Consider the following 24,225-nt stretch of genomic DNA (forward strand, 5'->3'; position numbering starts at 1 on the left):
CTTGGGGTGCGGGATCTTGAGCCCGCTGCCACCGGCGACGGACGCCTGGCGACAACTGGTCAAGGGTACGTGACCAGCACCGGGAGGGTCAAACCGCCACCCTAGGACGTCGGCGGGCCCGCTGGTCGGGCCGCCGACCGGCGCCGCGGCCGGCGCGCCGGGGCCGCAGGTGCCGAGGTCACGACCGGTTGGTAGCCGTCGGAGTCGTCGTCGGAGTCGTCGTCGTCGTCCTCGTCGTCATCCACATCGAGGGTGACTTCGTCGAGGTCCTCGTCGTCTTCGTCCAGGTCGACGTCGATCTCGTCATCGTCGTCGTCGTCGTCGTCGTCGTCGGACTCATCGTCATCGTCGGACTCATCGTCGTCTTCGTCCGAGTCATCGTCGTCGTCGTCGTCATCGTCGTCGTCGTCGTCGTCCGAGTCGTCATCGAGGTCCTCGTCGGCGACCTCCTGGGCGACCTGCTCGGCGGTGTCGTCCGATTCCTCGGCCTCGGTCTCCCGCTCGATCTCGTCGGCCAGTTCCTCTTCGGCCTCGTCACCCTCGTGCTTGCCGTTGGCCGCTGCCATCGCCTTGAACATCGGATGCTCGGTGCTGTGCTGGGGCACCTTCGCCACCGGCGCCTCCTCGGCGCGGCCACGCTTACCCCGCTTGCCGCGCCGTCCACCGCCGCCGCCACCACCGCCATTGCCGGACTCGGACTTACGCCCGGCCGCCTGGGTGGTGTCGACGGGATCGGCATGCAGCACGATGCCGCGGCCGCTGCAGTGCGTACAAGTGGTGGAGAACGCCTCGACCAGCCCGGTACCCAGCCGCTTGCGGGTCAGCTGGACCAGGCCCAGCGACGTCACCTCCGACACCTGATGGCGGGTGCGATCCCGGCCCAGCGCCTCGGTGAGTCGCCGCAACACGAGGTCACGGTTGGACTCCAGCACCATGTCGATGAAGTCGATCACCACGATGCCGCCGATATCGCGCAGCCGCAGCTGGCGCACGATCTCCTCGGCCGCTTCGAGGTTGTTCTTGGTGACGGTCTGCTCGAGGTTGCCGCCCGCCCCGGTGAACTTGCCGGTGTTGACGTCGACGACCGTCATCGCCTCGGTGCGGTCGATCACCAGCGTGCCGCCGGAGGGCAGCCACACCTTGCGGTCCAACGCCTTGGCCAGCTGCTCGTCGATGCGGTGCACGGCGAACACATCCGGACCGTCGGGCCCGCCCGCGGGCTCGTACTTGGTCAGCTTCGAAACCAGGTCGGGCGCAACGGAACTGACGTAGTCGTTGATGGTCTGCCAGGCGTCGTCACCGGAGACGATCAGCCCGGAGAAGTCTTCGTTGAACAGGTCGCGAATGACCTTGACCAGCACGTCGGGCTCTTCGTAGAGCGCGATCGCAGCACCGGCCTTGTTTCCCTTGACCCGCTCGGCCTCCGCCGCGATCGTGGTCCAGCGTTCCTGCAACCGGGTGACGTCGCCGCGGATGTCTTCTTCCTTGACGCCTTCCGAGGCGGTCCGGATGATCACGCCGGCGTCGTCGGGCACCACGTCGCGCAGGATTTCCTTGAGCCGCTGACGTTCGGTGTCGGGCAGCTTGCGGCTGATCCCGGTCGACGAGGCACCCGGTACGTAGACGAGGTAGCGCCCGGCCAGTGACACCTGAGTGGTCAGCCTGGCGCCTTTGTGTCCGACCGGATCCTTGCTGACCTGGACGACGACGTAATCGCCGGGCTTGAGGGCCTGTTCGATCTTGCGCTGCGCGCCGCCGAGGCCGGCGGCTTCCCAGTTCACCTCACCGGCGTAGAGCACGCCGTTGCGGCCGCGGCCGATGTCGACGAACGCCGCCTCCATCGAGGGCAGCACGTTCTGCACGATGCCGAGGTAGATGTTGCCGACCAGGGACGCCGAGGCGGCCGAGGTCACGAAGTGCTCGACGACGACGCCGTCTTCCATGACCGCGATCTGGGTGTAGCGGGCGCCCTCGTGCGGCGGTTCGGTGCGGATCTTGTCGCGCACCACCATCACGCGTTCGACGGCCTCCCGGCGAGCCAGGAATTCGGCCTCGGACAGGATCGGTGGACGCCGGCGACCGGCGTCGCGGCCGTCCCGGCGGCGCTGGCGTTTGGCTTCCAGACGGGTGGAACCGCTGATGCCCTGGATCGCGTCCGGGTCACGCTCGGCCTTGGCACGCGGGGCACGTTCGTGGACGACGGTGTTCGGCGGGTCGTCGGACGATCCGTTGTCGGAATCGTCAGCGCCGCCGGTCTTGCGGCGTCGCCGCCGACGGCGCCGGCGGGTCGCGCCCTCACCGGTGCTGGTCTCGTCGTCGCTGTCGTCGTCGTCGCTCTCGGACTCGTCGCCGGATTCGGCGCTCTCATCGCCCGCCTCGGAGTCGTCGCCGTTTTCGCCGTCGGCGCCGCCCTGCTCACCCCGCCCGCGGCCGCGGCCGCGGCGTCCCCGACGGCGGCGGCGGTTGGCGGGACGTTCGGACTGGTCGTCATCGGACTCGGCGGCGGACTCCTCGTCGTCGTCCTCGCCCTCGTCGTCGTCCTCGACCACCACGGCTCGGGGCTTGCGTTCGACCTCGACCGGCTGGGGGGCGACGAACAGCGGCATATAGGCCGCCTGCTCAACCGTCTCGGCGGTCTCGGCGGTCTCGGTCTCGATGGATGCTGTCTCCAGGATCAGCCGCGACTCCGGCTCCTCGGCCGGGTCGGGCGTCTCGGCGACGTCGGGCATGTCGGGAGCCGCCTCGGGGGTGGTCTCCTCCGCCACGACTGCAGCGGCCTCGACGGGCTCGCCGGCGGTGTCCTCGGGAGCAGCCGCCGCCAGCACGTCGCGCACCCGAACCGCATCGGTGCGGTCGACACTGGAGTGTGGGCTGCGGGTGCGACCGTCGAGCTCGCTGAGGGCGTCGAGCACGCGCCTGCTGGTGGTGCCGAGCACCCGAGCCAGCGAATGCACTCTCAAGCGTTCGGGCAACTCGTCATCCGCGGCTGGTGCCGGGGGTTCCCACTGTGACGAGGTGGGGTTTTCGGGTAGATCCTGATAGAGGTCATCGTTGGCCACGTATTCTCCTCAAGCCCCCGGGCGCGTCATATCGACGCGGCCACGCGAGGGCTTCCGCTATGTGCCCGGTAACTTTCCCCGGGCTTGTTTATTGGTCTCGCTCCGAACGGCTCATAACGAACGAATTCGGTGCCTGGCTGAATGACGGCTGTGACGGTCGGCGCCTCACCAGGTGGTGGTCGCGCACGTCGTAAGTCTTCATCCGGATGGGCTTTAGGGGCTCATCCGCAGCCAGTATCCCACACCGCGGGGGCGGTTCGGACGACAGTGGCGTGGGAAGTGTGTTCAGAAGTTGGGAAACCAGAGGTTGATCTCGCGTTCGGCCGACTCCGGGGAGTCCGAGCCGTGCACGAGGTTGAACTGGGTTTCCAGGCCGAAGTCGCCGCGGATGGTGCCGGGCGTGGCTTTCTCGACCGGGTCGGTACCACCGGCGAGCTGCCGGAACGCCGCGATCGCGCGGGGGCCTTCCAGGACGGCCGCGACCACCTTGCCGGAGGTGATGAACTCCAGCAGCGAATCGAAGAACGGCTTGCCGTCGTGTTCGGCGTAGTGCGCGCGGGCGAGCTCGTCGCTGACCTGCTTGAGCTCCAGGGCAGCCAAGGTGAGGCCTTTGCGTTCGATTCGGCTGATGATCTCTCCGACCACCTGCCGCTGCACGCCGTCGGGCTTGATCAGAACCAGGGTCCGCTCGGTCGTCATCTGGCGCCGTTCCTCCTCATCGCATCGCTGTAGCACCGTCACCGGCGCAGACACGGCGCACAGCGTACCCGTCATTCGGGCGGTTGCTGCTGGCCGGGCAGCAGCCCGCGGCGCTGCCTGCGCAGCACCTCGGCGCGCAGGTAGGCGAGGATCGCCCACACCGCGACGAACAACAGTCCGACCATGCCGACCGCCGGGTAGACGAAGAACCCGGCGACCAGGATCAGCTGCACGGCAAGGTTGCACCAGATGGCCCACGGCCTGCCCTGAATGCCGGCGAGCAGCACCAGGAACACCGCGAACCCCACCAGGTAGGCCATCGACCAGCCGGTCAGCCCGCCGCCGACCATGTTGACCACCGGCAGCGCCAGCAGCACGACGATCGCCTCGAGGATCAGGGTGCCGGCCATGACGCCGCGGAAGCTCTTCCAGGGATCCGGCGGAGCCGCCGGGGTCTCGCTCACTGCGGGTCCTTCCCGAATAGGGTGCGCGCCGCGCCCGCGGTCACCACCGACCCGGTGATGACGATCCCGGCCCCGGACAGCCCCTCGTCGGCGGCGGAATCCTCGACCATCGCGGTGGCGATCTCGATGGCGTCGGCCAGCGTGTCGGCCCGCGCCACTCGGTCCGGGCCGAAGATCTCCTCGGCCCGCAGCGCCAGCGCATCCACCTCGAGCGCGCGGGGTGATCCATTGTGGGTGACGACGACCTGGTCGAAGGCCGGCTCCAGCGCGGTGAGGATGCCGGTGACGTCCTTGTCCCCCATCAGCGACAGCACCCCGACCAGGAACCGGAAATCGAATTCGGACGTCAGCGCGTCGGCCAGTGCGGCGGCGCCGGCCGGGTTGTGGGCGGCGTCGAGGAACACCGTCGGGGCGCTGCGCATCCGCTCGAGACGGCCCGGGCTGGCGGCCGCAGCGAACCCGGCTCGCACCGTGTCGACGTCGAGCTGGCGGTCGGCCCCGGCACCGAACAGCGCCTCGACCGCGGCCAGAGCTACCACGGCGTTGTGGGCCTGATGCTCCCCGTGTAGCGGCAGGAAGATGTCGGAGTACACCCCGCCCAGGCCCTGCAGCTGCAGCACCTGTCCACCGACGGCGACTTGGCGGCCCAGGACCGCGAACTCGGAATCCTCCCGCGCGACGGCTGCGTCGGACTTGACCGCTTGAGCCAGAAGCACTTCCATCGCTTCAGGGGCTTGGTGACCGATCACCGCGACGGTGTCGGTCTGCACCAGATCGCCGCGCGGCGCCCCGATGATGCCGGCCTTCTCGGCGGCGATCTCGCCGATGGTGTCGCCGAGGTATTCGGCGTGGTCGATGCCGATCGGGGTGATCACGACGACCGGTGCATCGACGACGTTGGTGGCATCCCAGCGCCCGCCCATCCCCACCTCGACGACGGCGACGTCGACGGGCGCGTCGGCGAAGGCGGCGAACGCCATCGCGGTCAGCACCTCGAACTTGCTCATCGCGGGGCCACCGTCTTGTTGCGACTGAGCGTCGACGAGGTGCACGAAAGGTTCGATCTCGCGGTAGACCTCGACGTAGCGGGCCGGACTGATCGGCTCGTTGTCGATCGCGATGCGCTCGACCGCCGACTGCAGGTGCGGGCTAGTGGTGCGTCCGGTCCGCCGACTGAACGCGGTGAGCAGCGCGTCAACGATGCGGGCCACCGACGTCTTGCCGTTGGTCCCGGCGATGTGGATGCACGGGTAGCTCAGCTGCGGTGAGCCGAGCATCTCCATCAGCGCCTCGATGCGCGCGGTGCTGGGCTCCAGTTTGGTTTCCGGCCAACGCTGGTCGAGCAGGTGCTCCACCTGCAGCAGTGCGGCGATCTCGTCGGGTGTGGGCGGCGGGGTCTCGTGTCGCCAGTCAAGCGGCTCGGTCATGCCAGCGCAGCCAGCCGGGCGGTGATCCGCTCGACTTCTTCGGTGGCCAGCTGCTGGCGACCACGGATCTTGGCCACCACCTCGTCCGGCGCCTTGGCCAGGAACGCCTCGTTGTCGAGTTTGGCTGTGGTTCCGGCCAATTCCTTGTTGGCGGCGGCCAGGTCCTTTTCCAGCCTGCGGCGTTCGGCGGCCACGTCGACGGTGCCGGAGGTGTCGACCTCCACGTTGACGGTGCCGGCAGACAGCCGCACCTCGATGTGCGCGCTGGCATTGAAGTCCGCACTCGCATCGGTCAGCCACGCCAGCGCGGCGACCGGGGCGACCTGGCCGCCCAGACCGGTCGCGTCGAGACCTGTCAGCCGGGCCGGAACCCTCTGCCGGTCGGCCAGGCCCTGGTCGCTGCGGAACCGCCGGATCTCGGTCACCAGCTTCTGCACATCGGCGATCCGTTGGGCGGCAACCTGATCCAGGGCCACACCGGAGGCGGTCGGCCACCCGGCGATCACCAGCGATTCCCCACCCATCAGCGCTTTCCACAACGCTTCGGTGACGAAGGGCATCACCGGGTGCAGCAGCTTGAGCAGGGTGTCCAACACTGCGGCCAGCACTGCGGTGGTGTCCGAAAGACCCTCGGAGAGCTGCACTTTGGCGAGCTCCAGATACCAGTCACAGAACTCGTCCCAGGCGAAGTGGTAGAGAGATTCGCAGGCCCGGCTGAATTCGTAACCGTCGAGGGCCGAATCCACTTCGGCGCGAACCCCTTCCAGGCGGCCGAGGATCCATCGGTCGGCGTCGGTGAGCTCGGCGAGGTCGGGCAGCGGTGCCGGGGCCGCGCCGTTCATCAGCGCGAACCGGGTGGCGTTGAACAGCTTGGTGGCGAAGTTGCGCGAGGCGCGGGCCGCGTCCTCGCCGATCGACAGGTCGCCGCCCGGGCTGGCCCCGCGGGCCAGCGTGAATCGCAGCGCGTCGGCGCCGAACAGTTCCACCCAGTCCAGCGGGTCGATCCCGTTGCCGCGGGACTTGCTCATCTTGCGGCCGTGCTCATCGCGGATCAGCCCGTGCAGGAAGACGTTCTCGAACGGCACCTGCGGAGCGCGCGCACCGTCCAGGGTGATGACCTCGTCGCCCGAAACGAACGTGCCGAACATGACCATGCGCGCCACCCAGAAGAACAGGATGTCGTATCCGGTGACCAGAACGCTTGTCGGATAGAACTTCTCGATCTCGGCGGTGCGCTCAGGCCAGCCCATCGTGGAGAACGGCCACAGCGCCGAGGAGAACCAGGTGTCCAGGACGTCGGGATCCTGCTCCCAGCCGTCCGGCGGGGTCTCGTCGGGACCGACGCAGACCTTCTGGCCGTCGGGGCCGTGCCAGATGGGGATGCGGTGCCCCCACCACAGCTGGCGCGAGATGCACCAGTCGTGCATGTCGTCGACCCAGCCGAACCAACGCGGCTCCAGGCTCTTCGGGTGAATGACGATGTCGCCCTGACGCACCACGTCACCGGCCGCCTTCGCCATCGAGGAGACCTTCACCCACCACTGCAGACTCAGCCGGGGCTCGATCGGCTCACCGCTGCGTTCAGAATGCCCGACGCTGTGCAGGTACGGCCGCTTCTCGGCGACGATGCGACCCTCTTCGGCGAGTGCCTCACGCACTTTGACCCGGGCTTCGAAGCGGTCGAGGCCGTCGAATTGCGTTCCGGTGTCGGCGATCCGGCCCTTCGTGTCCATGATCGACGGCATCGCCAGGTTGTGCCGCATGCCGATCTCGAAGTCGTTCGGGTCGTGCGCCGGGGTGACTTTGACTGCGCCGGTGCCGAATTCGGGGTCGACGTGCTCATCCGCGACGATGATGATCTGCCGATCCACGAACGGATGCGGCAAGCTCTGGCCGACGAGGTGCCGGTAGCGCTCGTCGTCGGGATGCACCGCGATCGCGGTGTCGCCGAGCATCGTCTCGATCCTGGTGGTGGCCACCACCAGGTGCGGCTCGTCGTCGTTCATCGATCCGTACCGGAAGGACACCAGCTCGCCCTCGACGTCGGAGTACTTGACCTCGAGATCCGAGATCGCCGTCTCCAGCACCGGCGACCAGTTGACCAGCCGCTCGGCCTGGTAGATCAGCCCGGCGTCGTAGAGCCGCTTGAAGATCGTGCGCACCGCCCGGGACAGGCCCTCGTCCATGGTGAACCGGTCGCGGCTCCAGTCGACGCCGTCGCCGAGGCGGCGCATCTGGGCGCCGATGGTGCCACCGGATTCGTGCTTCCAGTCCCACACCTTCTCGACGAACAGCTCGCGGCCGAAGTCCTCTTTGGTCTTGCCGTCGACGGCGAGCTGCTTTTCCACCACGCTCTGGGTGGCGATGCCGGCATGGTCCATCCCGGGCAGCCACAGCACCTCGTAGCCCTGCATGCGCTTACGCCGGGTCAGCGCGTCCATCAGCGTGTGGTCCAAGGCGTGGCCCATGTGCAGGCTGCCGGTGACGTTGGGCGGCGGCAACACGATCGAATACGCCGGCTTACCGCTCGTGGCGTCGGCCGTGAAATAACCGGCGTCGACCCAGCCCTGATACATCTGCGTCTCTACCGCCCCCGGATCCCACGACTTGGGGAGGGCGTCGGCGCGAGAGTCGTCAGTGGTGGTCACCCGACAATTCTAGGAACGCGCCTCGGGCTGCTTCGTACCGCCCGCAGTGCGACGGAAATCCGCGCTACTTTTTCCCGCCCAGCAGCCCACCGAGGATGTCGCCGATGGCGCCGCCCTGTTTACCGCCCAGCACGTTGCCCAGAATGCTGCCGAGCGGGTTGTTCCCGCCCCCGGCTCCGCCGCCGGCGCCACCGAGGATGCCGCCCAGCACGTCACCGAGCCCGCCGCCGGACTCCCCGGCCTGGCCCGAGCCACCGGCCTGCTTGCCCAGGTAGGCCAGCACGATAGGGATGAGGATCGGCAGCAGCTTCTTGATCAGGTCCCCGCCGCCCGCACCGGATCCGGCCAGCGCCGAGGCCACCTGGTTGGTGTCGTTTCCGCCGAAGATCCGCGCGACGAACTGCTCCCCCGCCCCGGTGTCGACCTGGTCGACGTTCACGCCGCCGTCAAGCAGCCCGCTACCGGCCTGCGAGGCGATCGCCGATTCGAGCGTGCTGGAGTCGATGTCGCCGGAGACGACGTTGTGCTGGATGCTGCCGACGAGGGCGGGCACCAGGGTCTGGATCGCCTGGTTCACTTCCCCCTCAGGCGCACCGAGCCTGCTGGCGATATCCGCGACGGGAATCTGGCTGTAGAGATCGTCGAGACCGGCCATGATGTCCACCTTCATTGCTGGATGTGCGGCACGCCCAGCTGACACTAGCCGTCGAGGCGCACCGTCTGCAGGGAAATCCCGGCGGCGGGAAAACGGTCCAGCAGGGCGTCACCCATGGCCGCGGCGGGCGTCAGCACACCCCGCAGATCCGACAACTTGTCACGGTCGAGTGCCAGCGCGAGGCCGCATTCGCCGAGCATCACCGAGGTGGCTTTGTATCCGGGATCGCCCTGCTGGGCGATGGTGGCGCAGTACCGCGCGCCGGTCGTGGTGGTGGTGTACGTCTCGGCGCGGTAGTAGCCGCGGTCGCGGGCCTGCTCGCTGGGTCCGGTGCCGGGCTTGGGGGCGATGCGCTCGACCAACCGGCGCGGCAGGAGCCGGAAGAACCGGCTGCCCAGCGCGACGGCGCCGTTGTTGGCCGCGCTGGCCACCGCCGACACCACCGGCGCGGCGACCGACGAGCCGACGCTCATGTACTCGGCGTAACGCAGCCGGCGTCCGTAGGCGTACTCCAGAAGCGCGTTACTGCGCCGCACGATCCGCGTGTTGTACATCGCCATCGCGAAGCCCGTGGTCCACACCCCGGCCAGTTCGGGCGCGATCTCGCGGCCGCGCCGCCACGGCAGGTCGGGCTGCGGACCCAGTTCGGGCTCGGCACCGCGGTCCTGGGTGAGGGTGTACGGATCGGAAAGCATGCGCCGGGTATTGGGATCGTTCGACGAGGCGCGGAAGACCTCGATCATCGAGGCGACCGTGCCGCCCGACACTCCTCCTGAGAATCCGCGCAGCACGAAGTCGGTGTCGCCGAGTTCGCCGGTGCCGTCCGTCTGCGCCCGCCGGTACAGCGCGAACACGCTCATATCCGAAGGGATGGAATCGAATCCGCACGCATGCACGATGCGGGCGCCGGTGTCGACGGCCTGCTTGTGGTAGTCGTCGATGCTCTGCCGCACGAACATCGCCTCACCGGTGAGGTCGGCGTAGTCGGTGCCTGCCGCGGCGCACGCCGCGACGAGCGGCAAGCCGTAGCGACTGTAGGGGCCGACGGTGGTGATGACGACGCGCGTGCGCGCGGCCATGTCGGCCAACGATGACGGGGAGGCGGCATCGGCGGTCAAAATCGGCCAGTTCTGCGCCGATTCGCCGAGCGTCTCGCGCACCTTGCGCAGCTTGTCCGGCGATCGGCCGGCCAGGGCCACCCGGACGTCACCGCCGGAACGGGCCAGGTATTCGGCGGTGAGCTTGCCGACGAATCCGGTGGCCCCGTAGACGACGATGTCGAATTCCCGCTCCGCTGAGGTCATGGTGGCCAACTTACCGGGGGCGGGTCAGCCCAGCGTTTCGGGGAACTGCGCCTGCTCACCCAGGACATGTTCGGCGAGGAACGCGGTGACCACCTGGTACCAGATCTTGGCGTGCTGCGGCGAGAGCACCCAGTGGTTCTCGGACGGGAAGTACAGGAACCGGTGCACCGACGTGCCGTCGTCGGCGGCGGGCAGCCCGGAGTCGGTCAGCAGCTCGTACCACAGCCGCAGCGCCTCGCCGATCGGCACGCGATAGTCCTTGTCGCCGTGAATCACCAACATCGGGGTGGTGATGTGCTCGACGAAGTGGTGTGGCGAATTGTCTTGTGCCATGGCCGGTGTCATCTCGCGGGCCCAGTAGTAGGCGCCGTCGGTGGTGGGGCCGAATTGGTCGAGCGCCCACAGGCTGGCGTGGGTGACGATCGCCGCGAAGCGATCGGTGTGACCGGCCACCCAGTTGGCCATGTAGCCGCCGAACGAGCCACCCATCGCCGCGGTGCGCCCGGCGTCGATGCGCGGGTGCGCCACCGCGGCGTCGACGGCGGCCAGCAGATCCTCGTAGGGCGGCCCGCCCCAGGCGCCCCACCCGCGCTGGATGAAGTCCTGCCCGTACCCGGTGGACAGTGCCGGGTCGGGCAGCAACACCGCGTACCCGCGCGCCGCCATCAACCACGGGTTCCACCGCCAGGACCACACGTTCCAGCTGCCCAGCGGTCCGCCGTGAATCCACAGCAGCAGCGGCGCGGGTCCCTGCCCGCCGGACGGCAACACCAGCCAGGACCGCACCGTCGTGCCGTCGGCGGTGGTCGCGACGGTCTCGGTCAATTCGCCGGGCAGCGCAGGCAATTCCACGCACGGCAGCACGCTGATCGCACCGTGCGAGTCGACGCGTACGGGATGTGGCGGCGCCGCGTGGGAGCTTCGCAGCGCGTAGATGGTGCCGTCACGTGCGGCGGTGACGTTCGAGTAGCTGAAGTCGTCGTCGGTGATCCGGCGGACGTCGCCGTCCAATCCGATCTCGAAGATCGGGCAGCGGCCGTTGTCGTCGGCGGTGACCAGAACCGCGGAACCGTCCTGCGTCCAGGTCACCGATGCCGGCCACCGGTCCCACCCGGCTGCCAGCTGCGTCCACTCTCCCGACCGCAGATCCAAGTGGCACACCGTAATTCGTGGTGCCTGGTGCGGCGTCGAGACGGTCTCACGGGTGAACACCACGGCCGTACCGTCCGGTGATATGGCCGGGTGTTCCAGGTCGGCGGCGGGATCCTCGGCGATCACCGAGCGCTCACCCGTCGCCAGGTCGATGCGCACCAGCATCGATCGCAGGGCGGCGCGCGGCGCGGACACCCGCCAGGTCGCGACCGCGAAGGTGCCGTCCGGGCTGACGGCGAAGTCCGCCTCACCGAGCGCCGGCCCGGGCTCGCGGGTCAGGTCGGTGAGCTCGCCGCCGGCTGCCACACGGAACAGATGCGTCTCATCCGGGCCGAGGTCGCAGTCCCAGTGCCGCACCGGATACCCGGTGTGCAGGATCGCGCTGATCTTGTTGTCCTTGCGCAGTTTTCGTAACCGGCGCTCGTCGTCGACGGTGCCGGCCGACGGCAACAGCGGCGCACCGACGACGACGGCGGCTGCGTTACGCGCGGTCCGGACAGCGGTGATCCCGGCAGGCAGCTCGGCCAGCTGGACGGCCTCCCCGCCTGCGGCGGGCAGCAGCCACAGTGCGGCCGGCGGCTTGTCATCATCCTCAATAGGCCGTACCGAGGTGAACAGCAGATCGCCGTCGGCGGTGAACGCCGGTGCGGCTTCGCCCTTGGCGCCGCGCGTCAGCCGGCGTGCCGGCGCCGCACCGGCCGGGTCCAGTTCCCACAGCGCGGTGATGTATTCGGTCTTGGCGGCGTTGAGTTCGGCGACGCACGTGACGACACGTGACCCGTCGGCCGACACCGCCAGCCCGGAAACCCGCGGCAGCGCGATGTAGTCGTCGAGATCGTCGAATGGGCCCGAGGTCATGTCCCGTTGGTAGCACACGCCGGTTAGGTTCGGGACATGGCCGAGATCGCAGTTGTCGGGGCGGGCATCGCCGGGCTCGCCACCGCCGCGGCGCTGGCCCGGCGTGGTCATACCGTCTCCGTGATCGAAGAGCGCACCGACACCGGTTCCGGTGCGGGCATCAGTATCTGGCCGAACGCTCTGGCCGCCCTCGACCATCTCGGTCTCGGCGATCAGGTGCGGGCCGCGGGCGGCCGGATCGCCGCGGGCGCCATCCGCTGGAAGGACGGCCGGTGGTTGCGCCGCCCGGCCGGTGAGCGGATCGTCACGGCGCTGGGTGAGCCGCTGGTGGTGCTTCAGCGCGCAGCGCTGCGCGACGTTCTGGCCGGCGCCCTGTCGCCCGCCACCGTCGTCGAGGGGGTGGGGGTTCGCGAGCTCAGCTCGTCCGGTGCCCGGATGCAGCTTCATCTGACGGATTCCACGACCCGCGACGTCGACGCGGTGGTCGGCGCCGACGGCACCGGCTCGGTGGTGGCGCGCCATCTCAACGGTCCGCTGATGCACCGCTACGCCGGCTACACGGCCTGGCGCGGTGTCGCTTCGATGTCCATCGACCCCGACCTGGCCGGCGAGACGATGGGCGCGGGGGCTGAGGTCGGCCATGTGCCGATGGGCGGCCAGCGGACGTACTGGTTCGCCACCGAGCGTGCCGCCGAGGGCGCGTCGGCGCCGCAGGGCGAGCTCAGCTATCTGCGCGAAAAGTTCGCATCGTGGGCCGCGCCGATCCCGGCCATGCTGGCCGCCACCGACCCCAGCGCGGTACTGCGCAACGACCTGTACGACCGCAGCACCGCCCGACGCTGGGCGGTGGGCCCGGTGGTGCTGGTCGGCGACGCCGCCCACCCCATGCGACCACACCTGGGTCAGGGCGGGTGCCAGGCGCTCGAGGATGCGGCCGTGCTGGGCGCGTTCGTCGACCTGTCCCCCGACCTGCCGAGGGCGTTCGCCGCGTTCGAATCGTTCCGCCGCCGCCGGGTGCACGGCATCGCCGCTGAATCGCGGCTGATCGGTCGGCTGGTGAACCTGCGCCCCGCGGCGCTGAGCGCACTGGCAAGCAGGGCCACGGTGGTGGTGCCGGAGGTGGTGGTGACCCGCCACCTGGCGTCGATCGCCGCGCGGTCGGCTTTTCGGCTCCCCACATGCGACGACGCCCGGTCGGCCTGAGCCGGCTGGGCGTCGTCAGCGATAGATCAGCGAAGGCCGAGGGCGTTGGCGATCGCGCGACCCGGGTCGTGGAAGGCCTGGCACATCTTGTTGAAGTCGATGGACTTGAACGGGCCGCTCATCACGTTGGCGCAGGCCCCACCCTGGGCCGGGGCGGCACCGGTGGAAACGGGGGTGGCGAAGGCGGGCGTTCCGGCGGCCTGGCCGCACGTCGGCCAGGCGCCCATGCCCTGCTTGCGGGCGACGTTCTCGGCGACCCGGATCTGCTCCTCGCGGGAGGCGTGGGCCGCGCTGCCGATGCCGCCGTTGGCCTTCCAGGTGGCGTCGCTGAACTGCAGGCCGCCGGAGAAGCCGTTGCCCGTGTTGGCGCCCCAGTTGCCACCCGACTCGCACTGTGCGACCGCGTCCCAGTTCACCCCGCTGTCTGCGCTGGCGTTTCCGATGCTCAGAACGAACCCGGCGAGGCCGAGGGCGGCGGAGATGACTGAGAGGGTGATGATCCTGCGCAGAGTGCTCATTGGTGTTGTCCCTTCCCGACAAAGGGGGCACTGGTGTGCCGCTGTGATGTGAATCGCAGCGCGTGATGCAGTTGTTACGGGCGTGTCGATTGATTTTTCTGAGAATTTTGATAAGGAAGTGGCCCGAGAAATAAGGGTGGCGCCGGGTCATCGACCCGGCGCCACCCTTATGAGCGCTGTATCAGCCGCGACGGCCGCACACCGGCCAGGCGCCTCGGCCCTGGCTGCGCAGCACGTTTTCGGCCACCCGAATCTGCTCGTCGCGCGAGGCCAGGTGCGGCGAGCCCGAACCGCCGTTGGCACGCCAGGTGCCCAGGGTGAACTGCAGCCCGCCGTAGTAGCCGTTACCGGTGTTGATCGCCCAGTTACCGCCGGACTCGCACGCTGCGACCGCGTCCCAGTTCATGCCGTCCGCCGAGGCGGTGGCGGTCCCGAGGACCATCGGAGCAAGGACGGTAGCGCCACCGATGGCGGCGATGCCGAAGGACCGTGCGAGCGTTTTGCGGACGTTGTTCAACAGTTTTCCTTTCGCCATACGCGCGCCAGACCTCCGCCGTCGGACGGATGCGGTCCCGTGGGACAGCCGGGTTTCGGGTCGCGCCGTCTCGGTCGGGCACGACAGCGGCGGCCGGCATCACCGTGGAATCACTTCTCCGGTGATCCACAGAAGGTCGTTGCGACCTCCCCGGCCCCGCTCACACGCAGGGTTCAAATGTGTGGAGTCATATCTGCAGTTGTTTGCTCCCTTGCGGGACCGGGTAGGACGCTACAAAGCGGGAGAAATGAAGTCACATCAACGACACGCTTATCTCGGTTAGATCACGAGATGGTTACGAGCGAAAGCTATGCGTTGTCTGTGCAGGTCAGCGCGCAGTTTCACAGCCAGCTATTTTGTTGACACGCCCGTAAATAACGTGACGTTTATCACGTACAAATTGTGGCCCCGCACACACGTTATTGATAACGCAAGGCACTGACCTTTGCGATTTCGCGCGTTCCCAGGAATCAAACCGAGCCCCACCTGCCCCAACAGCACCGGCACCGGGCCATTCGTTAGCTGGCGGCCGTGTTCACGGCGACGGCGGCATGACGTGATTCCGCACCGCCCCGGCCTCAATCCGCAGCGGACGGACGGGACGGCTCCCGACACCCGTCGAGCGCCCGAATTGTGTTGTCCCTCAGGACGTCCTGCAGGACCGGCAGGACAGCCGGTTCGCAATATGACAATCGGCACCGATCACATTGTCCGTCGATTCCGAATTCGCTCCGGACGCCGATTATCCGGCGATTTGCTGGGCCAGATCGGCCCGTGAATTGACGTTCGCCAGCGCGCGACTGGCCGGCATCACGATCCGCTGAGTGACGACAGATTCGGCAAGCGCTCGCATACTCCGCTCTCCCGCGGCGACCAAGGCGTCGATGTGGTCGGCGAGACCAGTGTTGTAGATGCCGGCCAGGTAGTGGTCGCGGCCGTCCCATGGCAGCACGATGTCTACACCCCGGTGTTGGGCGAGATCGTCGATGATCTCGGTGGACAGGAATGGCATATCGACGGCGCTGACGAAGGCGCGCTCCACCCCGGCCTCTGCCGCCGCCCGCAGCCCGCGCCCGGTGGCCAGCAGCGGCCCGACTCCCCGGACCTCGTCACGCAATATCTGCCCGTCGAGGGCGGGTAGCGCCTGACCGGGGGCGGCGATCACGAACACCGGCGCACAGCGGGAGCTCAGCGTGGCGACGGTGTACTCCACCATCGTGGCGCCGCCGTCGGGGTGAGGCAGCGTGGCCTTGTCTCGGCCCATGCGCCGCGACGCCCCACCAGCCAGTACTACGGCGGCCAGCGGGGCGGGCGTGCTCACGGTTGGATCTAGTCCACAGTCCAGGTATCGCGACCACGCAACAGCGACTGCAGCGCGTGCCGGTCGTGCGGGGTGGCCTCGCGGGCCATCCGAACCTGGTCACGGGCGGCGTCGTCATACGTCGGCCGGTTGACCTGGCGGAACACTCCCATCACGGTGTGCTCGAGGTTCTGGTCGCTGAGCCGCGACAACGCGAACGCGTAAGCCGAGTCCGCGGTGGTGGCGTCGTGCACCACGATGTCGCTGGCCGCCACGTCGGCGGTCTTGGCGACGTCCAGGCCGAAGCCGCTCTTGACCACGCAGTACTCACCGTTGGCGCCGAACACCACCGGCTCGCCCTGGCGGACGTTGATGATCCGCTCCTCGGCGCCTTCCTTGCGGAGCAGGTCGAACGAGCCGTCGTTGAAGATCGGGCAGTCCTGCATGATCTCGACCAGCGCGGCGCCACGATGCTGGGCCGCCGCCTTCAGGACCTCGGACAGTCCCTTGCGGTCGGAGTCCAGCGCCCGGCCGACGAACGTCGCCTCGGCGCCCAGAGCCAGCGACACGGGGTTGAACGGATGATCCAGCGAGCCCATCGGGGTGGATTTGGTGACCTTTCCGACCTCGGAGGTCGGCGAGTACTGGCCCTTGGTCAGACCGTAGATCCGGTTGTTGAACAGCAGGATCGTGATGTTGACGTTGCGGCGCAGCGCGTGGATCAGGTGGTTGCCACCAATCGAGAGGGCGTCGCCGTCGCCGGTGACAACCCACACGGACAGGTCCGGGCGGGCCAGCGCCAGCCCGGTGGCGATGGTCGGGGCACGACCGTGGATCGAGTGGAAGCCGTAGGTCTCCAGGTAGTACGGGAAGCGGCTCGAGCAGCCGATGCCGCTGATGAACGCGATATTCTCCCGGCGCAGACCGAGGTCCGGCAGGAAGTTGCGGATCGTGTTCAGGATGACGTAGTCACCGCAACCGGGGCACCAGCGGACCTCCTGGTCACTGGTGAAGTCCTTGGCCTTCTGCGGCTCGTCGGTGGTCGGCACCCACGCCGTCTTGGACACGCTCGGTGCCAGCAGGTCCGAGCCGATCAGGTCAGTCATGCGTTCACTCCTGCGCCAACATCTGTGCCGGTACCCACGGTAGCTGCCGCAAGCCGGGCGAATTTCGCTTTGTCGCTTTCCTTTTCAGCCAACGTCCCGTCGAGTGCGGCATCGATGATGCCTTCCAGCTCGTCGGCCAGGAACGCCATGCCTTCCACCTTGGTCACCGACTGCACATCAACCAGGTACGTGCCGCGCAGCAGCAGCGCCAGCTGGCCGAGGTTCATCTCGGGGACCACCACGTACTTGTACTGACGCAGCACCTCGCCGAGGTTGGCCGGCAGCGGGTTGAGGTGCCGCAGGTGAGCCTGCGCAACCTTGATGCCGCGGCGGCGGGCCCGGCGACAGGCTTCACCGATCGGGCCGAAGGAGCTTCCCCAGCCGAGGATGAGCAGCTCCGCGTCGCCGGTCGGGTCGTCGACCGTGACGTCGGGCACCGTGATACCGGCGATCTTGGCCTGCCGCAACCGGACCATCAGGTCGTGGTTGGCCGGCTCGTAGGAGATGGCGCCGGAACCGTTGGCCGACTCCAGGCCGCCGATGCGGTGCTCCAGGCCGGGCGTGCCCGGAACCGCGAACTGGCGGGCCAGCGTCTCGGGGTCGCGGGCGTACGGCTGGAAGTCCTCGCCGGCTTTGGCGAGGTTGGTTTCGATCGGCTCGAACGAGTCGATGTCCGGAATCCGCCACGGCTCCGAGCCGTTGGCGATCGCGCCGTCGGACAGCAGGATCACCGGCGTCCGGTAGGTCAGCGCGATGCGCGCGGCCTCGATGGCCACCTCGAAGCAGTCCGACGGCGTGCTGGCGGCCAATACGGCAACCGGCGACTCGCCGTTGCGACCGAACATCACCTGCAGCAGATCGGCCTGCTCGGTCTTGGTCGGCAGGCCGGTCGATGGTCCGCCACGCTGCACATCGATCACCAGCAGCGGCAGCTCGGCCATCATGGCCAACCCGATGGCCTCGGACTTCAGCGAGATGCCGGGGCCCGAGGTGCTCGTCACGCCCAGCGCCCCGCCGTAGGAGGCACCGATCGCGGCGCCGACGCCGGCGATCTCGTCCTCGGCCTGGAAGGTCAGGATGTTGAAGTTCTTGTGCTTGGACAGCTCGTGGAGGATGTCCGACGCCGGCGTGATCGGGTAGGTGCCGAGCACCACCTGGATGTCGGCGAGCTGGCCGGCGGCGATCACGCCGTAAGCCAGGGCCGTGTTGCCGGAGATCTGCCGGTATTCGCCCGGGGCGAGCTTGGCCGGGGAGATCTCGTAGGTGGTGCCGAACGCCTCAGTGGTCTCGCCGTAGTTCCAGCCGGCCTTCAGCGCCAGCACGTTCGCTTCGGCGATATCGGGCTTGCGGGCGAACTTCTCCCGGATGAACGTCTCGCTGGTCTCGATCGGCCGGCCGTACATCCACGACAGCAGCCCGAGCGCGAACATGTTCTTGGCGCGCTGGCCGTCTTTCTTGGACGCGCCGATCGCCTCGACGGATCCGAGGGTCAGGGTGGTCATCGCGACGGCCTGCACCACGTAGTCGTCGAGTTCGCCGCTCTCCAGCGGGTTGTTCTCGTAGCCGACCTTCGCCAGGTTGCGCTTGGTGAATTCGTCGGAGTTGGCGATCACCAGACCACCGCGCGGCAGATCGCCGATGTTGGCTTTCAGCGCCGCGGGGTTCATCGCGACCAGCACGTCGGGACGGTCACCGGCGGTGAGGATGTCGTAGTCGGCGATCTGGATCTGGAACGACGAGACGCCGGGCAGCGTGCCCTGTGGCGCACGGATCTCGGCGGGGTAATTCGGTTGAGTCGCAAGGTCGTTGCCGAAGAGCGCGGCTTCGGAGGTGAACCGGTCACCGGTGAGCTGCATTCCGTCTCCGGAGTCACCGGCGAACCGGATGACGACCTTTTCCAGCTTCTGCCGGTTGCCCGCAGCCCCGTTGCCGTTCGGACCCACGTCCCCGCCTTTCGTCCTGACCGCCGGGTGTAAATACCGCGTCGCTATCGGGTGGACGCGCCGACGGAATCGACAGCCCAGGAGTTGCTGTCACTCGCAGTACCGATTATTGCACTTTCTTAGGCATGGCTGACCGCGCCCCGATCGTGACACGCCGTGCGGCCTGCATCGAAGACACAGCTCACGGACACGATCGACGGCGGAGTGAGACAAAAGTGTGTCGTTCGTCACTTCCTGAGAACGTCGTTCTCTAAGAGAAGTCGCTACTCGCCGGTAGCTCTCAGTTGCGGCGCGCCCCGAGGCGTTTCTCGAGTTCGCCGGCGACGAGTTCACTCGCTGCCGCGGCCGCGGCGCGCGGGTCGGCCCCGGCTGCCCGATTTGCCACGTAACAGGTGGTGAACATGTCACCGGCGCCGGTGGTCTGCACACCGTCGACCCGCCACGCGGCCGGCACCCGAACCTTCGCGTCCCCGGTATAGATGTCGCAGCCCTCGGATCCGTAGGTCACCAGGATTTCGGGGACCCCGAGGCGGGCGGCGGTGGATTCGTCGAAGGGGCCGTCGGCGACGATGACGGCCTCGTCCTCGGCCAGCTTCAGGATGCTCAGGTGATCCAGCAGCTCGGGCGGGTAGTGACGGTCCACCACCAGTGGCCCGAGCTGGTCGGCACGGACCAGACCCTGGCCGTCGTAGGCGACCCGGTGGCCGCGCTGGGCCAGCAGAGCCAGTGTCTCGGCGGGAAAGTCGGTCCGCAGCAGCGGGGCGAGATGCACCCACGTGGTGTCGGGGTCCGCGGACTCCACCTCGGCGGCACTCCACACCGGGCCGATGGCGTCGACCGACATCCGGCGGTGATCGACGTCCTCATAGTCCAGCCGGAACGCGCTTGTGCATTCGGCGGGAAGGATCCGGATCAGCGATCCGAACCTCTCGAGCAGCGGCTCGTACAGCGAGTGGTCCTCGTCGGCGGCCAGCGCGACGATCCCGCCCGGCCCGCCTGCTGCTGCCATGGCGACACCGGAGAACGACGCGCACCCGCCGGGTGTCTTCGGGCCGCCGTTGATCACGTCGACGGCCAGATTGCCCAGCACGGTCACACCGGCGGCGAGCTCAGCGCGGTGTCGTGACACGGGTCGGTCTCCTTGGGTGCTTCGTGAGTTGGGCGCCATTCATCGTCGCCGTCGGCGCGGAATGCTAGTCGCGATTTCTTCGAATCGACGACTCGCCGAGTTCAGGCGGGCAGGTTGTACGGGGTGATCACCTGGATCGGGACGGGCCGCGCGGGCTCGGCGGGCAACGCGCGGTGCTGCTGCAGGATCAGCCGCATCGCGAGCCGGGCGTCGGCACGCAGGTCGTTGTGCAGCACCGCCGAGATGCGGCCCTCCCGCAGCAGCCGGCGGTTGTCGGCGTCGAGGTCATGAGCGATAAAAACTCGGCACGCGCGTCCTAATTGGTCGAACGCCGCGACCGTCGCCGTGTTTCCGCCGCCGACGGAGTAGACGGCCGCGACGTCAGGGTTGCGCTCGAGTGCGTCGACCACCAGGCGTTCGATGGTGGCGTCGATACCGTCGCTGTCCCCGACCTCGACGATGCCGCGGCCGGACCTGCGCAGCGCCGTCCGGAAGCCCACTTCACGCTCGGCCTCACCGCGGAACACTGTGCGGCTCAACGTGATCAGTACGTCCGCCGGCGTGTCACCCAGCCACTGGTCCACCAGATAGGCCGCGGTGGTTCCGGCTCCGTGGTTGTCGATGCCGACGTACGCGCAGCGCGCACTGGCCGGGATGTCGGTTGTGTAGGTCACCACCGGGACGCCGGCGGCGACCAGACTGTCGACGGCCTCGGCCACCTCCGGTTCATCCTGCGCCTTGAGCACGATTCCGTGGCTGCCCTTGATCCGGGCGAGCGTGTCCACCATCTGATCTGTCGACCCGGATTCCCACAGGTGAAACCGCGCGCGCAGCATCGCGGGCGCGAATGCGGGCAGTTCGGCTTCGACCGCGGCGCGGAAGGCGTCGGAGAACCGCTGCGGGGTCTGCATCACCACGTCGAGCAGGAAGCGACGTCCGTTGAGCCGCAATTGAGATCGTTGTTTCTCCAGATCCTCGATGGCCTGCAGCACCTCGGCGCGGGTGGCCGCCCGGACACCCGGCCGGTCGTTGAGCACCCGGTCGACGGTGGCTTCGGACAGTCCGGACTGCTGGGCGATCTCACGGACCTTGAAACGGTGCGCCATGTTCGCACCCTATCGAGCTGATGGGTTTTTGATGGATTTCTGGTGTTGATTGCGGCCTGAGTCACAGCAAGACTTTCGGCATGGCCGATGTGCGTGCGCGGGTTCAACCTTGGTTGACGGCACAGGCTTATGAACTCGACGAGTTGATAAGCCTGACCGAGCGCGAGACCGATCTCGAGGCGTACCCGCATGCCGCCGAGGTTCGGCAGAACGTCCTCATCTACTCCGCCGCCGAGATGACCCGCGCCGACCGACGGGCTCTACAGGGCGAACTCATCACCGCGCTGGCCGAGGGGCCCGGGGTCGTCGTATTCACCGGCGCCTTCTCGGCCGCGGTCGTCGACGCCGCCAGCGCGGCGTTCGCGGCACTGATCGCCGATCAGCGGCGCACCGGCGGTGCGGCCGGGGACCACTTCGGTGCCGCGGGTGCCAACGACCGGGTGTGGAACGCCGCCCAGAAGCTGGCTTTGCACTCCCCCGCGGCGTACGCCGACTACTACGCCAACGACCTGCTGGCCCTGGTCTGCCAGGCCTGGCTCGGGCCGCGATATCAGCTCACCTCTCAGGTCAACGTCGTCAATCCCGGTGGCGCCGCGCAGGTTCCGCACCGCGACTACCATCTCGGATTCGTCGCGCCCGGCCAGCTGACCGAGTACCCGTCGCACGTGCACCGGTTGTCGCCGACGCTGACACTGCAGGGAGCGGTCGCCCACACCGCCATGCCGGTGGAGAGCGGGCCGACCATGCTGCTGCCGTATTCGCAGCTGTTCGAGGGCGGTTACGTGGCCTTCAATTCACCGGAGTTCAGCGACTACTTCGCCACGCATCATGTGCAGATCCCGCTGAGCAAGGGTGATGCGGTGTTCTTCAATCCGGCGCTCTATCACGGTGCGGGCGCCAACACCTCGGCCGCGGTCCGTCGGATGGCGAACCTGTTGCAGATCTCGTCGCCGTTCGGCCGGGCGATGGAAGCCCTGGACCGCACCGCGATGGTGCGTTCGGTGTACCCGGCGCTGCGCGCCATGAAGGCCGCGGGCCGACCGGCGGCGGAGCTGCTCAACGCCGTGGTGGCCACCGCGGAGGGTTACCCCTTCCCCACCAACCTGGACCGCGACCAGCCGATCGGAAGTCTGGCGCCGCCAAGCCAAGTCGACGTCGTGCTCGCCGCGCTGGCCGACGATCTGTCCCCCCAAGCCCTCGACGTCGCGCTGTGCGACCAGAACGAACGGAGAATCCCATGACCACCCTCGGCGTGATCGGCCTCGGCCGGATCGGGGCCTTCCACACCGACACACTGAGCCAACTCGACGGGGTCGACGGTCTCGTCGTCACCGATGAGCGTCCCGACGTCGTCGCTCAGGTGGCGACGAAGTACGGTGTGCGGTCGGTTGATTCGGTCGACGCGCTGCTGTCGTCGGGTATCGACGGGGTCGTGGTGGCAGCCGCCACCCCGGCGCACGCCGAACTGACGCTGGCCGCCGTCGAGCGCGGGTTGCCGACGTTCTGCGAGAAGCCGGTGGCCTCCACCGCAGCCGAAAGCGCCAGGGTCGCCGAGGCCATCATGCGGGCCGGCGTTCCGGTGCAGATCGGCTATCAGCGCCGCTTCGACGCCGCGTTCGCAGCCGCCAAGGCCGCGGTGGACCGTGGCGCGCTGGGCACGCTGCACACCGTCCGCAGCACCACGATGGACCCGGCTCCCCCGCCGATGGAGTACATCGCCGGGTCGGGTGGCATCTTCCGCGATTGCGCGGTCCACGATTTCGACACTGTCCGCTGGATCACCGGCCAGGAAGCCGTCGAGGTGTATGCCACCGGCACCGCGCAGGGTGATCCGCTGTTCGCTGAATACGGTGACGTCGATACGGCAGCAGTGGTGGTCCGATTCGACGGTGGCGCGCTCGGCGTCATCTCCAACGCACGCTACAACGGCCGCGGTTACGACTGCCGGCTGGAGGTGCACGGGTTCAACGACACCGTGGTCGCCGGCTGGGACCAGGGTGTACCGGTACGGAATGCCGATCCCCACAACGACTTTCCGACCGGGCAGCCGCACCATTTCTTCATGGACCGCTTCACCGAGGCGTTCCGCACCGAACTGAGCGGCTTCGTCGACGTCGTCAAGGGTGCCCCGGTGCGCGGTGCCACCGTGGCCGACGCCGTAGAGGTCGCCTGGATCGCCGAAGCCGCCACCGAATCGCTGCGCCGCGGCGCACCGGTCCGCATCAAGGAGGTACGTCAGTGAAAATTGCCGGAGCCCCCATCTCCTGGGGTGTATGCGAAGTGCCCGGCTGGGGTCATCAACTCGGACCCGAGCGGGTGCTGGCCGAGATGCAACAAGCCGGCCTGTCGGCCACCGAGCTCGGCCCGGAGGGGTTCCTGCCCGCCGACCCCGCCGAGCTGACCGCGCTGCTGGGCCGCCACGGCCTGAGCTGTGTCGGCAGCTTCGCACCGGTGGTGCTGCACGACGCCGGCCACGACCCGGTTCCCGATGTCGCCGGGGTGCTGGAATCCATTGTGGCGTCCGGAGCTTCGATGTTGGTGCTGGCCGCCGCGACCGGCACCGACGGGTATGACTCCCGGCCCGATCTGGACGACGAACAGTGGTCGACGCTGCTCGCCAACCTCGACCGGCTGGTGACAACCGCCGCCGGGAGTGGTGTCACGGCGGTGCTGCACCCGCACGTCGGCACGATGGTCGAGAAGGGCGACGAGGTGGCCCGGGTGCTGGCCGGGTCGTCGATCCCACTGTGCCTGGACACCGGGCACCTGTTGATCGGTGGCACCGATCCGTTGCAGCTGGCCCGCACGGTGCCGGAGCGCATTGCGCACGCTCACCTCAAGGACGTCGACGCGGCTTTGGCCGCCCGGGTGCAGTCCGGCGAACTGACCTATACCGATGCGGTCTCCCAGGGCATGTACACCCCGCTGGGCACCGGTGACGTGGACATCGCGGGCATCGTTGCAGCGTTGCGGAACAACGGCTTCGACGGCTGGTTCGTCCTCGAGCAGGACACCATCCTGGACGGCGAGCCGGTCGGCGAGGGTCCGTTACGGGACGTACTGACCAGCGTCGCCTATCTGCAGCAAGTCGCGGGCGGCGTGCCGGCGTGAGCGACTCT

The 24,225-nt window shown here is 68.3% G+C and carries 17 protein-coding genes and 2 pseudogenes; 4 read left to right on the forward strand and 15 right to left on the reverse strand.

What is annotated here, in order from left to right:
• Positions 1-101: 101 nt before the first annotated feature.
• The 8 genes from rne to CRM90_RS03935 all read right to left on the reverse strand — a co-directional run bounded on the left by rne (position 102) and on the right by CRM90_RS03935 (position 12,266).
• Complete coding sequence (gene rne, locus CRM90_RS03900) at positions 102-3,059, reverse strand: ribonuclease E (protein WP_102805668.1); 2,958 nt, start codon at positions 3,057-3,059, stop codon at positions 102-104.
• A gap of 285 nt (positions 3,060-3,344) precedes the next feature.
• The gene (gene ndk, locus CRM90_RS03905; RefSeq protein ID WP_102805783.1) at positions 3,345-3,758 is read right to left on the reverse strand and encodes a nucleoside-diphosphate kinase; all 414 of its coding nucleotides are present in this window, start codon (positions 3,756-3,758) and stop codon (positions 3,345-3,347) included.
• 71 nt (positions 3,759-3,829) lie between these two features.
• Positions 3,830-4,168 (reverse strand): DUF4233 domain-containing protein, encoded by a 339-nt coding sequence (locus CRM90_RS03910; protein WP_102805784.1) that lies wholly within the window; start codon positions 4,166-4,168, stop codon positions 3,830-3,832.
• A gap of 50 nt (positions 4,169-4,218) precedes the next feature.
• A complete protein-coding gene (folC, locus tag CRM90_RS03915; protein WP_102805669.1) occupies positions 4,219-5,649 on the reverse strand; it encodes a bifunctional tetrahydrofolate synthase/dihydrofolate synthase in 1,431 nt (476 codons plus the stop codon).
• A complete protein-coding gene (locus CRM90_RS03920; RefSeq protein ID WP_102805670.1) occupies positions 5,646-8,297 on the reverse strand; it encodes a valine--tRNA ligase in 2,652 nt (883 codons plus the stop codon). The genes folC and CRM90_RS03920 overlap by 4 nt, the downstream gene beginning before the upstream one ends.
• A gap of 64 nt (positions 8,298-8,361) precedes the next feature.
• Positions 8,362-8,952: a DUF937 domain-containing protein gene (locus CRM90_RS03925; protein WP_102805785.1), complete on the reverse strand. Its 591-nt coding sequence runs from the start codon at positions 8,950-8,952 to the stop codon at positions 8,362-8,364.
• 44 nt (positions 8,953-8,996) lie between these two features.
• On the reverse strand, positions 8,997-10,256 hold the full coding sequence (locus CRM90_RS03930) for a saccharopine dehydrogenase family protein (protein ID WP_102805671.1): 1,260 nt from the start codon (positions 10,254-10,256) through the stop codon (positions 8,997-8,999).
• Between the two features lie 24 nt (positions 10,257-10,280).
• Positions 10,281-12,266 carry a prolyl oligopeptidase family serine peptidase gene (locus tag CRM90_RS03935; protein WP_102805672.1) on the reverse strand — a complete coding sequence of 662 codons (1,986 nt, stop codon included), beginning with the start codon at positions 12,264-12,266 and terminating at the stop codon, positions 10,281-10,283.
• 36 nt (positions 12,267-12,302) lie between these two features.
• Between CRM90_RS03935 and CRM90_RS03940 the strand changes: the two genes are divergently transcribed.
• Complete coding sequence (locus CRM90_RS03940) at positions 12,303-13,469, forward strand: FAD-dependent oxidoreductase (protein ID WP_102805673.1); 1,167 nt, start codon at positions 12,303-12,305, stop codon at positions 13,467-13,469.
• 200 nt (positions 13,470-13,669) lie between these two features.
• On the opposite strand, the pseudogene CRM90_RS31550 reads toward CRM90_RS03940, so the two are convergent.
• The 7 genes and pseudogenes from CRM90_RS31550 to CRM90_RS03975 all read right to left on the reverse strand — a co-directional run.
• A pseudogene (locus tag CRM90_RS31550) lies at positions 13,670-13,885 on the reverse strand (transglycosylase family protein); the annotation flags it as partial.
• A 283-nt stretch (positions 13,886-14,168) separates the two neighbouring features.
• Positions 14,169-14,402: pseudogene (locus CRM90_RS30875) on the reverse strand (transglycosylase family protein); the annotation flags it as partial.
• Positions 14,403-15,264: 862 nt separating this feature from the next.
• Complete coding sequence (gene mobA / locus CRM90_RS03955; RefSeq protein WP_102805675.1) at positions 15,265-15,843, reverse strand: molybdenum cofactor guanylyltransferase; 579 nt, start codon at positions 15,841-15,843, stop codon at positions 15,265-15,267.
• Between the two features lie 8 nt (positions 15,844-15,851).
• A complete protein-coding gene (locus CRM90_RS03960) occupies positions 15,852-16,928 on the reverse strand; it encodes a 2-oxoacid:ferredoxin oxidoreductase subunit beta (RefSeq protein ID WP_102805676.1) in 1,077 nt (358 codons plus the stop codon).
• Positions 16,925-18,871: a 2-oxoacid:acceptor oxidoreductase subunit alpha gene (locus CRM90_RS03965; protein ID WP_102805677.1), complete on the reverse strand. Its 1,947-nt coding sequence runs from the start codon at positions 18,869-18,871 to the stop codon at positions 16,925-16,927. Before CRM90_RS03965 ends, CRM90_RS03960 begins: the two co-directional genes overlap by 4 nt.
• Before the next feature lie 280 nt (positions 18,872-19,151).
• Positions 19,152-19,967, reverse strand: coding sequence for a PfkB family carbohydrate kinase (locus tag CRM90_RS03970; protein WP_102805787.1), 816 nt, complete (start codon positions 19,965-19,967; stop codon positions 19,152-19,154).
• Between the two features lie 134 nt (positions 19,968-20,101).
• On the reverse strand, positions 20,102-21,106 hold the full coding sequence (locus CRM90_RS03975; protein ID WP_102805678.1) for a LacI family DNA-binding transcriptional regulator: 1,005 nt from the start codon (positions 21,104-21,106) through the stop codon (positions 20,102-20,104).
• A gap of 80 nt (positions 21,107-21,186) precedes the next feature.
• Here CRM90_RS03975 and CRM90_RS03980 point away from each other — a divergent pair, with 80 nt between their 5' ends.
• The 3 genes from CRM90_RS03980 to CRM90_RS03990 are packed head-to-tail and all read left to right on the forward strand — an operon-like array spanning position 21,187 to position 24,217.
• Positions 21,187-22,347 carry a phytanoyl-CoA dioxygenase family protein gene (locus CRM90_RS03980; RefSeq protein ID WP_102805679.1) on the forward strand — a complete coding sequence of 387 codons (1,161 nt, stop codon included), beginning with the start codon at positions 21,187-21,189 and terminating at the stop codon, positions 22,345-22,347.
• Entirely contained in the window at positions 22,344-23,348 is a 1,005-nt protein-coding gene (locus tag CRM90_RS03985) for a Gfo/Idh/MocA family protein (protein WP_102805680.1), read from the forward strand. Before CRM90_RS03980 ends, CRM90_RS03985 begins: the two co-directional genes overlap by 4 nt.
• On the forward strand, positions 23,345-24,217 hold the full coding sequence (locus tag CRM90_RS03990; RefSeq protein WP_102805681.1) for a sugar phosphate isomerase/epimerase family protein: 873 nt from the start codon (positions 23,345-23,347) through the stop codon (positions 24,215-24,217). Before CRM90_RS03985 ends, CRM90_RS03990 begins: the two co-directional genes overlap by 4 nt.
• Positions 24,218-24,225: the final 8 nt, after the last annotated feature.

Origin of the sequence: Mycobacterium sp. ENV421, from assembly GCF_002887815.1 — a bacterium.
GTDB lineage: Bacteria > Actinomycetota > Actinomycetes > Mycobacteriales > Mycobacteriaceae > Mycobacterium.

Coding starts and splice junctions, on each gene's coding strand:
- CRM90_RS03985 (WP_102805680.1), top strand. CDS start 22,344: ATGACCACCCTCGGCGTGATCGGCCTCGGCCGGATCGGGGCCTTCCAC.
- CRM90_RS03980 (WP_102805679.1), top strand. CDS start 21,187: ATGGCCGATGTGCGTGCGCGGGTTCAACCTTGGTTGACGGCACAGGCT.
- folC (WP_102805669.1), bottom strand. CDS start 5,649: ATGACCGAGCCGCTTGACTGGCGACACGAGACCCCGCCGCCCACACCC.
- CRM90_RS03910 (WP_102805784.1), bottom strand. CDS start 4,168: ATGGCCGGCACCCTGATCCTCGAGGCGATCGTCGTGCTGCTGGCGCTG.
- CRM90_RS03930 (WP_102805671.1), bottom strand. CDS start 10,256: ATGACCTCAGCGGAGCGGGAATTCGACATCGTCGTCTACGGGGCCACC.
- CRM90_RS03925 (WP_102805785.1), bottom strand. CDS start 8,952: ATGGCCGGTCTCGACGATCTCTACAGCCAGATTCCCGTCGCGGATATC.
- CRM90_RS03940 (WP_102805673.1), top strand. CDS start 12,303: ATGGCCGAGATCGCAGTTGTCGGGGCGGGCATCGCCGGGCTCGCCACC.
- CRM90_RS03935 (WP_102805672.1), bottom strand. CDS start 12,266: ATGACCTCGGGCCCATTCGACGATCTCGACGACTACATCGCGCTGCCG.
- CRM90_RS03960 (WP_102805676.1), bottom strand. CDS start 16,928: ATGACTGACCTGATCGGCTCGGACCTGCTGGCACCGAGCGTGTCCAAG.
- ndk (WP_102805783.1), bottom strand. CDS start 3,758: ATGACGACCGAGCGGACCCTGGTTCTGATCAAGCCCGACGGCGTGCAG.
- CRM90_RS03975 (WP_102805678.1), bottom strand. CDS start 21,106: ATGGCGCACCGTTTCAAGGTCCGTGAGATCGCCCAGCAGTCCGGACTG.